Source organism: Streptomyces sp. cg40 (assembly GCF_050320165.1).
GTDB classification, from domain to species: Bacteria; Actinomycetota; Actinomycetes; order Streptomycetales; family Streptomycetaceae; genus Streptomyces; species Streptomyces hokutonensis.
Genome location: NZ_CP190128.1, coordinates 7,503,299 through 7,517,036 on the forward strand (window position 1 = coordinate 7,503,299; position 13,738 = coordinate 7,517,036).

The window sequence follows — 13,738 nt, forward strand, 5'->3', positions numbered from 1 at the left end:
CGTTTACGGGTTCATGAGTCGTGGGGAGGCCCTCGTGCCGCAGCTCGCTTTCGCGAACACCTTCTGGGAGAGCTACGACGCGCTGGAGAAACCCGTCAGGGCCGGGGTCCGCAAGGCCATGACGAAGTTCCAGAAGCTCACCGTGGCCCAGCTGCACGCGGACAAGGGGCTGCATCTGGAGTCCGTCGACAAGGCGCGCGATCCGCGGATGCGGACCATCCGTATCAACGACTTCTGGCGGGGCGTCGTCCTCGCCCCCGACGACGGCAGCGATGTCTTCCTGCTGTTGAACGTCGTTCCGCACGACGACGCGTACGGCTGGGCCGCCAAGCGTCTGTACACGGTGAACACGGCGACCCGCGGGCTCGAAGTGCGCAATGTTGCCGCCATCGAGCAGCTCACACCCGCCCTGGAGAAGGCGGCGGCGGTGGCTCCTTCGCTGCTGTTCGCGCAGTACTCCGACACCGTGCTGCGAGATCTCGGCATCGACGACCAGGTGCTCCGGGCGGTGCGCACCATCACCGACAAGACGCAGCTGGAGGCGTTCGGGACGCTGCTGCCCGAGGACCAGTTCGAGGTGCTGCAGTTCCTCGCCGAGGGGTTCGGGCCGGACGAGGTCTATCGGGATGTGGTCTGCGCGCGCAGGCCCGCCGAAGCTGCCACGGACGCCGACGACAGTCTGGCGAGGGCGATCGTCAACACCCGCAGCCGGATCACTCTCGTCTCCGGCCCCGAGGAACTCGCCGACATTCTGGAGAAGCCGTTCGCGGCGTGGCGGGTCTTTCTGCACCCCTCGCAGCGCAGGGTGGCCTACCGGGTCTCGTACAGCGGACCCGCGCAGGTCACCGGCGGGCCGGGTACCGGGAAGACGGTCGTCGCCCTGCACCGGGTCAAGCATCTGCTGTCCCGCTCGCCCGACAGCCGCGTCCTGCTGACGACGTACACCAACGCGCTGGCCGGGGCGCTGAGAGAGAACCTCTCCCTCCTCCTCGACGGGGACAGGGAACTGCTAGCCCGGGTCGAGGTCACCACCGTCGACGCCTACGCCCACCGCATCGTGACCCAGGTGGGCGGGAAGCCGCCGTCGCCCGTCCAGGACCGGGACGAGCGGCAGATCTGGCGTCGGGTGCGCGAGCGGCTGGCGCTGCCGTGGACCGAGCAGTTCCTTGCTCAGGAGTACCGTCATGTGGTCCTTGCCCAGGACCTGCGGACCGTCGAGGAGTATCTCCGGGCGACCCGGCGCGGGCGGGGCTCGGCGCTTCCGCCGGTGAAACGGTCCCAAGTGTGGCGTGCCATCGAGGAGTTCGGCGCGGAGCTCGCCCGGCATGGAGCCTGTACGCACCTTCAGGTCAGCGCGGACGCCGCCCGGCTGCTCGGCGGAGCCGACCTGGGAACGTACGGCTACGACCATGTGGTAGTGGACGAGGCGCAGGATCTGCACCCCGCCCAGTGGCGTGTGCTGCGGGCCGCCGTCGCGTCCGGGGCCGACGACCTGTTCATCACCGGTGACCCGCATCAGCGCATCTACGACTCGCGTGTCTCCCTCGGCTCGCTCGGCATCTCGGTGACGGGTCGCACGAGCCGGCTGCGGATCAACTACCGCAGCACGGAAGAGATCCTGCACTGGTCCACCGGCATTCTCGACTCGGCGGCCGTCGAGGATCTCGGTGGCGAAGGTAGTGACAGCCTGAGCGGATACCGCTCGCTCCTGCATGGCAGACGGCCGCAAGCAGCCGGGTACGGCGGGGAGCAGGCGGAGATCACCGAGTTGGTGGCGCGTATCGAGGAATGGCTCGCTCAGGGCGTCAACGCCGGTGAGATCGCGGTCTGCGCCCGCTTCCACGTGATCCTCGACAAGGTGAGCGACCGGCTGCGGGCCGCGGGCATCCCCGTCGTGCGGGTCAGGGAGAATCCGGCGCCCGGCGAGGACGGGGTGCGGCTCGCGACCATGCACGCCATGAAGGGGCTGGAGTTCCGATGCGTCGCGGTGGTGGGGGTGACGGCGACCGCTGTGCCGTTCGCGCGGGAGATCACTCCCGTCGAGGTGGACCGGTTGCAGCACGACGCGGACACGCTGCGGGAGCGCTGCCTGCTGTTCGTGGCGTGCACGCGGGCGCGGGAGGCGCTCAGGGTGTCGTGGAGTGGGGCCGTCAGTCCGTTCGTTCCCCTGCGGGGGTGAGCAGTTGAGGGTGATCGGTGGGGTGGAGTCCCGCTGCCAGGGCGTCGGTGGCGTCGCGGGCCAACTCCGAGCCGAGGTCGTGGACCGTGTGCAGGACACGGGTGAACTCCGAGATCGAGCGGAACACCTCGCCGTATGTACGCTGCTGCTCGATCGGCAGGAGCGGCAGGCGGACCCGGCGGGGGTCGATGCGCGCATGTACGCCGAGTGTGCTGGTTGCTGTGGAGGCCTGGCGGCTGCCCTCGGAACTCGACAGGTATCCGGCGAAGAACCAGGGGTCCAGGAGTTCGGGGTCGGTGATCCGGATGTGGTGGACAGAGGCGCTCGGATAGCTTCCCGCGTCCTCCTCGGTGGCCACTCGGGCAACGACGTTGCGCGTGATCGCCGGCATCAGGATGTCACCCACCCTGATCGGCGGGGAACGCAACGGGTCCTCGGGCGCGGGTCCGGAATTGGACGCCGTGCGTCCCGTGGCCAGGTCCGCCGCGGTGAGGAAGCGGGCTTCGCCCGGACCCGGGGACTCCTCGGCGAGCGGGACCTTGCGTGCCGGGGTGGGATGGTGAAGGACGACCGCGCCGCTCCTGATCAAGTCGTGGAGGAGGACGGAGCGGGTCTCGGCCCACTCGGCGGGGGGTGAGGGCGGGAGTGAGGGCAAGCGTGAGAGCAGTGCCTCGGCTGCTTCCTCGAATGCTGACCGGGTCGCGGTGAGCTCCTTCAACGAGGCGCCGGGTTGCGCCAGTTGGGGGAGGTGGCGGCGCGGGGTGACGTCGGCGTCGTCCAGGAGGTCGGCCAGGGGGACGGTGCGGGCCACTCCGGGACGGGTGGTGAAGGCTTCCGGTGCTGCGGAGTAGGTGTCCCAGATGTCGCGTACGAGGGCGGCCGGGTCCTGGCTGTCGCCCGCGTCCGCGACCAGGATGTGCGCGGGGCGCGGGGCGTCGGTGGGATCGGGGCGGTGAAGTACCCACAGTTGCAGGGGCAGCGCATAGTGCGCGGCATATCCGGGTGGCAGGGAGAAGACGGCGCGAAGCGCGCCACGGCGTAGCAGCTCGGCGCGGATACGGCGGCCGGAGGGACGAACCGCCGCCGCCGGTGGCATCAGCAGGACCACTGGCGCCCCGGGCACGACGTGCGCCAACGCCTGTTGGATCCAGGCCAGTTCGGACTCCGCGCGAGGAGGGACGCCGTACTCCCAGAGGACGGAGTCGGCGAGGTCCTCGTATCCCCATGTGCGGTCGGCGAAGGGTGGGTTGGTGACCACCGCTGATGCCTTGCGCGGGTAGACGGGGCTGCGCAGGAAATCGTCGGCGTGCACGTCGTAGACGACGGCGGCACGCACCTGCTCCGGGTCGGCCGTACTCGCGCGAAAGGCCAGGCGCACCGCGGTCACGCGGGCAAGGGACGGGTTCAGCTCCTGTCCCTGGACGCGCTGGTAGCCGTGTTCGGCAGCGGCCAGCAGAAGGGTTCCGCTGCCGCAGGCCGGGTCGAGGAGCGTGCCGTGTACCGGGCCCGCGAGGTGGACCATGAGGTCGGCCAGGGCGGGCGGGGTCGCGGAGAAGCCCGCTCGTGGGCCGCTGGAGAGATGGCGGGCACACAGCTCGTCGAAGGTCGCCGCCGCGCCGTTGGCAGCCGCCGCTTCGGCTGCCGCGCTCAGTAGCTGGAGCTGCCGTGGGCCGAATTCGTGGCGTGGGCAGTGCGCGAGCAGTGCGGTGACACCCGCGCGGGCACCCCGTGCCTGGGACAGGGTGCGTTCGGCTTCCCGCAACAGATGTTCACAGTCCGACACGCGGGTAGGTGCCGGAGTCGCCGGGTGCTCGTGCAGGTGGAGCAGCAGTGTTCCGGCCATGCCGAGTGCGTCGTCGGCTGGCATCACCGAGCGCACCGAGTCGAACGCCTGCCAGAGCCGCTGGCCCGGTGGGATCTGGGGGGCCTTGCGCTCACGCAGCAGCCACGCCTCGACCTCCGCCAGGTCGAAGCGCGGGCTTCGTTCCGTGCCGCCCACGGGCTGTGGAAAGTCCTCGTGGCGCCGCCGCCAGTTGCTGACGGCGGTGGGACGCACATCGGCGATGCGGGCGATGTCCGCCGAGGTGACCTCGACGCGATCCGTGGTCACGGCTGATTCCCCTCTTGTCGGCACCGTCAGGGACTGTACGCGGTCCGGCCTGCGTGAACTCGACTCTACGGGGTGGGTAAGGGGCGGCCAAGTCCACAGAGGGTGTGAGTGTGAACATCGAATCTGGTTGACTATATCCACACGAGCATGGTTCTCTTGTGGTGGTCGCTTCGATGGTGAGCTGCCGCTCCAAGGCCGTGCCCGCGCGGCCATGGATGGATACGGGGAGGACACATGGGCGGTCAGTGGCGCAGGCCCGCTTGGCTGATGGGAGACGAGGGACTGCTCCGCGTCGGACCGGGGACAGGTGGGGACGAGGAACACACCTGCCCCTCCCACGCGGCGGCCAAGGCGCGGCCCGCACTCTGGCCCGCTCAGCGTTCGCGGCTGCCCAAGCCTGAGCAGGAGACCTTCACCCTCGGCCCCGTCATGGACGCCATAGACCGCGTCGAGTTCGACGGGGAGAGCGTCGAGCGGGCGGTGGCCGAACTGGCCTCATACACCCCTGCCCTTCATCCCGGGCACCTCACCTACGCCGGGCATGCCGTGCGGACGTACCTCGATGCTCGGGCCGGCGGTGGGGAAGGCCCCGCGGCTCTGCGGCCGGTGCGGCCGTACTGGGTGGTGCAGAAGGAGAACGGCAGGTTCTGGGAGATGTACGCCTGGTGGCGGCGGTACGAGTCGCCGGACGGGCGGGTGCGTGAATACCGTCGGCTGCGTCATGGAGTGGCCAAAGGATCCCAGCCGGGCGAGATCGCCATCGCTGTGTACGTGGCCGTGCACGGCCGGCCCGCGCCCTGGCCGAGCAAGTGGGGCCGCAGGTTCCAGCCGTACGGCCCCGTCGCGCGGCCCGAGCGGGTGCGGGTCGTCGAGATCGGACTCGCCGACGGCAAGGACGCGGTGCAGTTCGACGGGACGGCCGAGGACGCGGAAGCGTACTTTGCCGAGCACGGCCGCCCCCATGTCACCCGGGTCGTGGCGGGCGGCGCCCCGGTGCCCGGATCGTCGTGCATCGACTGCAAGCAGTTCACGGGGTGCGATGCCGTGACGCGTACGCCTGGCGTACTCGGGCTCACCTCGGGTATCGCTCCGCTCCGCAAGGCGTCGGCCAGCGATCTGCGTTACCACCGCACCTGCCCGGCACAGGAATTCCTGCGCTCGCTGCATCTGCCCAAGTCCGACGAGTACGGCAGCTCGGCGAAGCTCGGACAGGCGGTGCACGGATGGATCGAGGCGCTGCACGGACGGGAGGGGCGGCCCGCCTGCACGGTCGCCGACATGCCGGGCGAGGGGAAGAACTGGACCGGCGGGCGCTGGCGCGTCGGCGACGACGATGCCGCGGTCGGACGGGAGATGCTGCTGCACCATGTGGACGCCTGTCCCTTCCAGGACTCGGCGCTCGTCGACCGCGTCGAGGCGGAGGCCCTGCGGGTCGTCCACGACACCGCCGCCCAGGTACTCGTCATCGCCAAGCCCGACCTGCTGTACCGCGAGGACGGCTCGTGGGTGTGGCGGGAACTCAAGACGACCCGCAAGCGCAGGTGGTACCACCGGGACCTGCTCGACGAGTTCCCTCAACTCGCTCTCGCCGTCGCCCTGCTGGCGCGGGGCGCACTGGGCGGTGACCCGTCCGGCTCCCGGATCGAGGTCGAGGTGCTCAGGCCCGACGGGTCCGACCTGAACATCATCGACCCGACCGACCCGGAGCGGCTGGAGAAGGCCCTCGGTGTGCTGCGGGCTCTTGCCGGGCCATGGCGTGCGGACGACGTCCACGAAGCCCGGCCGGGACCGCATTGTCAGTGGTGTCCGGTATCCCGGTGGTGTCCGAGTGCAGCGCCGGTTGAGCGCGTGACGGAGGGGGATGTGTGATGTCGGCGAAGCCCGAAGCGGACGTCAGCGACGAGAATCTGCTGCGTCTGGTCGCCAGCGCGCTGGCCTGTCTCTCCCGGCAGCGCACCGTGTCCAACCCCGTCTATCCGGCGAAGGTGCAGGACGCGTACAACCGGCTGGTCCTGCACTGTCTGCGGCGCGAGGTGGAGCCGCCAGGGAGCGTCGCGGAGATGTGCCGATGGGCGGCCGAAGTGCCGCTGGAGGCATGGCCGTTGACCTTTCCCTCGGACAGCCGGGTGGGGGAGTCGTTCCTGGTCGACAGGGAGACGCGGCTGCCGCACCAACTCTGCCTGGAGTGGGAGGTGTCCGCGGCCGATCCCGCCGCCGAGCTCTTCGAGAACGAGCGGATCCTGGAGGCGCTCGCGATCTGCCGCGCCGCGAAGGCCCCCGACGCGTACACCGCCTTTCGCGCGTTGCTCACCTCCAGGCCCGTGCTCACCGGCGCCGAACTGGCCCTGGTCGGCGGCGACCCCGACTGCGGAATGCTGCTGCACAGCGTCATCAAGCGCTGCTACGAGCCGGTCCCCGCCTCCTATCTGCGAGACGGCGCCTACCAGCGGTGCGTGCGTTGCCGGTGCCTGATGGTGCCGCTGCACCGAGGGGGCCATCGCTGCGAACTCGACCGCTGCCGTCGGGAGGGCACAGGTGGCGAAGGGGAGCGGCTCCGTCCCGACCGAGGCGGTGTCTTCCAACTCGGCCGCCCTCTGCGCATGTTCGTCACCAGCCCCGGTCTCGCCGAGATCGAGCTCGAAGCCGCTCTGAAGAGGAAGTTCGGCATCACGGCCCAGATGTGGCCCCACTACGACGCGTATGACCTCCGTGTGCCCCTGCCGGGTGGTCGTCACTGGGCTGTCGACGTCAAGGACCGGGTCAATCCGGTCCTGCTCGCGCGCACTCTGACCCCGTTCCGTACGCAACCGCCCTATGACCGGGCCTTCCTGGTCGTGCCGCGCTACCGCTTCCGCGACAACGAGGCGTACGGGCGGCAGTTCCGCCGCAACCTCACCGACGAGCTGGTGGACCGCGTCACTCTGCTCGACGACCGTGCCTTCTTGCGGCTGGTCGGCCAGGTTGTGGCGGACCAGCCCAGCACGCAGATCGATGCCCGTACCGAGAAAGGCGGCAGCCATGCGTGACCGCAGCGGCTGGCACCGGCGTTGCTCGCCGAAACAGCTCCTCGATGTGTGGCCGACGGATCTCGCGGCGTTTCGCCCCGGAGACCTCTTCGACGTCGAACTTGGCCTCTATCTCCTACAGAGTGTGACGCCGACCCGAACCGCCGTCGACGTGTGGCCGCTGCTGGGTGGCTATGCGTACAGCGAGGCGTTCGGTGATGTCCGCACGGACGAGCAGCGGTTGCGTATTCTGCGAGCCCGCCACTACCTGTGGGACCTCAGGCGCCGCAGCGCCTGGACCGAGGCCCTGACCGACTACCTGTCTGTGCCGCAGCAGTTGCGCGGCTACGACCTCGACGATCCTCACGACGTACCCCGTCGGCGGGAACCGTCCCGGGGAGCCAAACGCTTCAAGGTCTTTGAGCAACTCCTCACCAGTGCACCTGAGTTCTCCACCCGATCCATCGCACTGGCCGATGCGGGTGAGCACACCTTCCGGGTCCAGGACCGAACGCACTCTGTGGAGTTCACCGAGGACCTGCTGACGGACACCACGCCGCGCGGGCACGCGCTCGACGCTCCCGTGGCCGGACTCGGTGAACCGGTCGAAGTCACCTGGGCCGAACTGGAGAAGGCCGCGGAGGCCATGGACGCCAGGGAGGCCGCCGAGTCCGGACGGCCCCGCAACGAGTGGGTGAGGCGTCTCGGACGTGTCAAGCTGCTCGTGCGGGACGAGGAGTTGGGGCGTTTCACCGAACAGGGCGTGCTCAAGGTCGAGCGACTCCTCCACCTGGTGGGCATGGTCGGCGCGGGCAAGTCCACGATCCGCGACATCCTCACCTTCCATGTGGTGACCCAGACCCCGCGCCGCGTCACCATCGTGGTGGGTGACGTCGCGGAGACCCTCGCCGTCGTCGAGCAGTTCGCCCGGCTCGGCGTGCGGGCCGCGCCCGTCCTCGGCCACTCCACGCGTGAACGCAACATCAGCCGTCTGCACCGGCGGACGGCGACAGCCGGCGCCGCGACCATGCTTGGGCACGACCACGCCGGCTTCGCCTACCTCAGCAGCGCCTGTCCCGTCGACGTACTGAGGGGCGTGGAGTCCAAACGGCCCCTGGGAATCAGGGAGGCGCCCTGTCTCGGGCTCTACACCGTCCCGGAAGGCGACGACAGCGCCGATGCTGACCCGCTGCTCGCCGAGGAGACGCCGGCCACTGCAGGCGGGGGGCGCCCCGCGCCGCAGCGGCGCCTGTGCCCGCTGTGGAATCGCTGCCCCCGCCACCGAGGTGCCCGCGACCTGGTCGACGCCCAGGTCTGGGTCGCCACTCCGGCCGGTCTCGTCCACAGCGCCGTACCCCAGCACCAGCACGAGGAGCAGCTGCGCTATCTGGAACTGGCCTGCCGGGTCAGCGACTTGGTCATCGTGGACGAGGCCGACCGGGTGCAGATGCAGCTCGACTCAGCCTTCGCGCCGGCCAGTACCCTGGTCGGCCGCGCCCCGAACTCCTGGTTCGACGAGGTCGCCGTACACAAGTTCCAGCAGATGGCCCGCGACGGACGGCTCCAGCTGACTGCCCGTGACGTCGACGACTGGACGAACGCCGTCAACACCGTCAGCGCCGCCACCGACCGCCTCTACGCGCTCCTCGTGCAGAACGGCGAGCTGAGGAACTGGATCCGATCCGACTACTTCAGCGCGTTCACTCTGCACACGCTGCTGCTCGACGAGCTGTTCCCGGGGCGGAAACAGGGCGAAGAGCCTCCCGAAGCCGCCCGCGCGCTGGACGCGGCACTGCTCCGATTCCGCGACGAACCACTCCACGAGCATCAACCCACCGGGAGCGAGGACCAAGTCACTCCGCTGGTCAATTCCCTTGTCCACCTCACCCTGGAACTCCTGCACGCACCCCAGGGGGCCCGCACCCGCGAGCGGCTGCGCGACACCCTGACCGACATCCTCGGCAAGGACTCAGGTGCCCTGAACCGAATCGACCTACAGGCCAGGCGGTTCGAGTTCACGCTGATCCTCGCCGCCCTGCACAGCCGCCTGGACTTCATGACCACGCTGTGGCCCCGTGTCGAGGCAGCCCTCAACCTGGAGGTCGCCTCGAACGTCCTGTCCCGTCGGCCCCCCAAGGACTACGAGGCCGTCATCCCGGAATCACCCATGGGCAACGTCCTCGGCTTCCAGTTCCGGCACGACGACAAGGAACGGGACGGCGAGCGAAGCGGCGAACTCCGCTTCTTCCACTGCAACGGGGTAGGCCGTGAGCTGCTGATGCGGCTCGGTGACCTGTGCGCCGTGGACGGGCGTCCCGGTCCGAACGTCCTGCTGATGTCCGCGACCAGCTGGGCGGGCACGTCGAGCCGCTACCACGTGCACGCGGAGGTCGGGGCGGTACTGCGCCCGCTCGACGAGGAAGTGGAGGCCGTGCTCGGCACCGAGTTCCGGAAGGAGTTCCTGTACTGGCCCGACGGAGACACCCCGAGGCCCCTGCGGCTCTCCGGTTGCGACCCTGAGGAACGGCCGCAGGCCCTGCTCCAGATGCTGCACCAACTCGCCGTGCCCGACCGCAGTCTGCCCGACGCCGTCAGCATGCTGGACACCGAACTCGCCGAGATCGACGACCCGGATCGGCGCCGCATCCTGCTCCTCGTCGGCAGCTACGACGAGGCCCGTCGCGCCGCCGAGTACCTCAACCAGATCCCGGAGTGGAACGGGCGCGTCACCCAGCTGGTCTCGGACGACGCCGACGCCGACTCCGCGTGGACGCGGATGCCCGAGGACAGCGCCGTACGCACCCTGCCGCGCGGTGATGTCAAGGCATTCCCTTCGGTGGGCGGGGACATCCTGGTGGCCCCGCTGCTCGCCGTCGAACGCGGCCACAACATCGTTCTCAGCGGCGGCAAGGCCGCCATCGGCAGCGTCTACTTCCTGGCTCGCCCGCATCCCAGGCCCGACGACATCTCCCTGGCCATCCAGGCCATCAACGACTGGGCGGTCCGCCAGCTCAGGGACGAAGGCGGGGTGTTCAGGCAAGGAGCACTGGCGGCTGCGACGCCCGACCGGGCGGGCCGTGCCTTCCGTAACCGGGCTCGCCTCCAGTGGAACCGCTACCTCACCCGGCGGCTCGCCTGGTCCAGCCTTCGCGACGACGAGAAGACCGCGTTCACCTGGGATCAGCTCGTCGTCATGTGGCAGGTCATCGGTCGACTGGTGCGCGGTGGCGTGCCGGCCAGGGTCGTCTTCGTGGACGCCGCCTTCTCGCCCCGAGAAGCCGGGTTCCAGGCCGTCGACACCCCGGAGACCAGCCTGTTGGCCAGCATGCGCGAGGTGCTCGCCCCGTACTTCGACGACGACCCGGAATCGGAACTCCCGCCCATGGACCGTTCGCTCGTCCGTGAACTGTACGAACCGCTCCACCGCGCGCTCACAGACATGAGTTGAAGCCCGAACCACCCACCATCCGCCGACACTTGCGATCCCGAGGAGAAGTATCACCGTGGTATACCAGCGCATCAGGACAACGGCCTACGTGCCTGATCCGGAACAGGGCCCCTTCGCCGTCCCACTGCAGACCCTGGCCCTGCCCGCCGAGTGGGAGCAGCCACTGCTGGACCTCCACCGCTCGGGGCTCCCGGAACAGCAGGCGGCCTGGCGGCGGCGGGTCCCCACCCGGGAGGTGAACCAACTCATGCGTGCCACCGCCCCCGACCTCGTCACCGTCGACGCCACGGCCACGTTCGGCGCGGACCGTCCCTGGCTGTACAGCGAACACGAGTACCCGCTCTCGGTCATGAACGCCTTCATCGCCACATGGGTGCGCAGTCTCCAGCGCAACCCGCAGGACCCCGAGGCCGCGGCACTCCTGATGAACACGTTCCGGAGTCTCGACACGAAGGCCCTGGCCTGGCAGCTGGGCATGGTGGACCTCCTTGAACAGCAGCGGCCCTCACCAGGTGGGACCGCGCTTCCGGCCGACCACGTGTACCGGCTGCTGCCTGACGTCCTCGCCTCGCGCATCGCCCGGCAGGCTCCCTACGAGCACAACGGTGAACGGCTGGTCTTCCACCAGGTGGCAGGGCTCGGGGGCTCCCGGGGCGTCGGCAGCGGCGGCGCGGAACTCATGTCCTGGCCGCCCCGGCCATACGGACCGAAGGGCACGGGAGACGGCAGCGGCAGGCCCGTCTTCTACTCGGCGCTCCTCCGGATCACCGTGCGGACCGTGCCGTTCTCGGACGTTCCACGCGTTCATCTGGCCGCGGGAATCCGCCGGTTCGTCACGGGGAAGGTGTGGATGCCGTACCAGAGGGGAGCCTCCGTCTATCTGCTTCCTGACGCCTCCCTCGTTCCGGACGGCCCGACTCCGCAGCGTTTCTCCGTCGCCATGCTGGAGTGGAGGAACGGTACGACGGACTGGAGGCAGGGCGGCCCAGAGGGCATGCTCGCCGGCGTCACCGCCCTCGACGCGCTGCCCTCCGTGGACCGGCTTATCAAGGAAGCGGATCAGTGGATCGGCGGGCGGGACGGCATCGCCATGGCAGTCGGGCACCAGACGGCCATGGGAAGGCACCCGATCGGCACTGGCCTCATGCCCGGCGAACGGCGCAGACTGATCGAATGGGCCGAACAGGCCCTGGCCCCCGAACTGGTGCCAGTCCCACGGCCGGTGCGCAGCCGTTACTCCCGGCCCCCCAGGAAGCAGCTCAAGTCCATCCCGTCCATCCCGAAGAAGGAGCAGAGCCCGGAGGACCGCGCCGCCCTCCTCGCGAAGCGCGAACTGAGGGAAGCGGACAACGCTGATCTGCGGCGGGAGCGTCTGGCCGAGGCGCTCGACGGCGCGGACTTCGTCGGCCTGGTGATGTACCAGTCGGACGACCAGCGCGACCGGCTCGTCACCGCCGCGGAGACTGGTCTCGGCCTGGCCGCGCACCGCCGGGAGCAGGGCCCCAGCACATGGGTGTGGGAGTCGCCCGAGCTGACGGTCCGGATGCATGCGCGCCCGCTCGGTCGTCTCGGAGCACCTCTGGGCGGCGACAGCGTGCCACGCCGGGGCAAGGAGCACGACGCCGCCATTCGTGAACGGCGCCATGACGTGGCCGACGCGTTGCGAAAGCTGAGCTCCGATGTGCCCGGAGCGCAGATCGCCTTTGTGGAACTCGACGGTCAGGAGCACTTCCGCCAGGCCAAGCGGCGGGCCGACCCCAAGCACGCGATCCGCCTCGGCTGCGCGGACGCCGGACTGGTCTCGCAGTTCATCCGTCCCCCGGACCCGGAACTCGACCCTGAGGACGCGGAGAAGGACAGCACCATCCGGGCAGAGGCGGCGTGGTCGGACGGCGTACGGCAGACGGGCATGCGGCTCGTACCCAACCACAACCTGGGCAGCCTCATCCCGGACGGCCTGAACCAGCTCGCCTTCCACCTGGTGGAACGTCGGCACGACGGGCCCACGGGCAAGCCGCAGTTCACGCCGATCGCCGTCCTCGTGCGACCCGGCGCCAAGTGCGTGCTCGGCAGGACCGCGGACATGCACGCATGGGTTTCCTACCCGGAGTTGCTGAAGGCCTTGACCGGGCAGATCCGCGAGGACTCTCTCAGGACCTCGGCGCAGCAGTCCGCGCTCACGGCCGCCTTCATCAAGAAGACGCTGGCGGGTCTGCGATCCACGCCCACCCTGGTCCTCGTCCATGCCCAGGACATCCGCAAGCGCTGGCCGTGGCTCAAGAACGACGGGCTGAAACAGGATTGCCTCGGGTTCGGTGGCGAGCCGCTCCAGCGGATTGGCCTGCACGGCAAGCAGCTGCGGGTGGTCCGGATCGCCGACAACACCCGTGACGAGACCGCCCAGTGGTGGGCCGAGGCGGAGGAACTCGATCCCGAGCAAGAAGGGAAACAGCGAGCCGGTTTCTCCAGGGGGCTCTGGGTGCCGGAGTCAGGGAATGAGCAGGGCCGGGTGTTCTATAGCACGGCGGATAAGACGAGCACGCAGTCCAAACTCACCACTGAGGACGCCAAGCTCACGGCACACGTGAACACAAAGGGGAAGAACGCTTTCCGCCCGACGAAGAGCGCATGGAATCCCTCGCTCCTCGAAATCACCGTGGCCTGTCTCCAGCCGGGCGACGAACCCGAGGCCTGGGCTGCCTACGTGCATCACCAGCGCGATTGCGAGGACTATCGCGATGTGCTGGGGATGCCGCTCGTGATGCACCTTGCGAGGCTTGCGGACCAGTATGCGCTGCCGCATGAGGACGACGATGTGGTTGCTCCGGATGAGCCGACGGCAAAGGGCACGGTGGCGGATGGGCAGCTGACGTTTGATTTTGATGAAGAGTCAGGGGATACCGACTGAGATTTCCGAGGGCTTGATCGAGTGGCTGGCGGTTACGAGCGGCAGGAGAGCATCAGGAAAACCTGGCGTACGGCCAACTTGTCTGCCA

At 69.3% G+C, this 13,738-nt stretch carries 6 protein-coding genes; 5 read left to right on the forward strand and 1 reads right to left on the reverse strand.

Annotation, left to right across the window (positions count from 1 at the left end):
• Window positions 1-34: 34 nt before the first annotated feature.
• Complete coding sequence (locus ACQHII_RS33795; protein WP_427922828.1) at window positions 35-2,179, forward strand: UvrD-helicase domain-containing protein; 2,145 nt, start codon at window positions 35-37, stop codon at window positions 2,177-2,179.
• On the opposite strand, the gene ACQHII_RS33800 is transcribed toward ACQHII_RS33795, so the two are convergent.
• Window positions 2,151-4,289: an N-6 DNA methylase gene (locus tag ACQHII_RS33800; RefSeq protein ID WP_427922829.1), complete on the reverse strand. Its 2,139-nt coding sequence runs from the start codon at window positions 4,287-4,289 to the stop codon at window positions 2,151-2,153. The genes ACQHII_RS33795 and ACQHII_RS33800 overlap by 29 nt on opposite strands.
• A 234-nt stretch (window positions 4,290-4,523) precedes the next feature.
• Here ACQHII_RS33800 and ACQHII_RS33805 point away from each other — a divergent pair, with 234 nt between their 5' ends.
• The 4 genes from ACQHII_RS33805 to ACQHII_RS33820 all read left to right on the forward strand — a co-directional run bounded on the left by ACQHII_RS33805 (window position 4,524) and on the right by ACQHII_RS33820 (window position 13,650).
• The gene (locus tag ACQHII_RS33805) at window positions 4,524-6,158 is read left to right on the forward strand and encodes a PD-(D/E)XK nuclease family protein (protein ID WP_427922830.1); all 1,635 of its coding nucleotides are present in this window, start codon (window positions 4,524-4,526) and stop codon (window positions 6,156-6,158) included.
• On the forward strand, window positions 6,158-7,315 hold the full coding sequence (locus tag ACQHII_RS33810; protein ID WP_427922831.1) for a hypothetical protein: 1,158 nt from the start codon (window positions 6,158-6,160) through the stop codon (window positions 7,313-7,315). Before ACQHII_RS33805 ends, ACQHII_RS33810 begins: the two co-directional genes overlap by 1 nt.
• The gene (locus ACQHII_RS33815) at window positions 7,308-10,742 is read left to right on the forward strand and encodes a signal recognition particle (protein ID WP_427922832.1); all 3,435 of its coding nucleotides are present in this window, start codon (window positions 7,308-7,310) and stop codon (window positions 10,740-10,742) included. The genes ACQHII_RS33810 and ACQHII_RS33815 overlap by 8 nt, the downstream gene beginning before the upstream one ends.
• Before the next feature lie 88 nt (window positions 10,743-10,830).
• On the forward strand, window positions 10,831-13,650 hold the full coding sequence (locus ACQHII_RS33820; protein ID WP_427922833.1) for a pPIWI_RE module domain-containing protein: 2,820 nt from the start codon (window positions 10,831-10,833) through the stop codon (window positions 13,648-13,650).
• The last annotated feature ends 88 nt before the right edge of the window (window positions 13,651-13,738 follow it).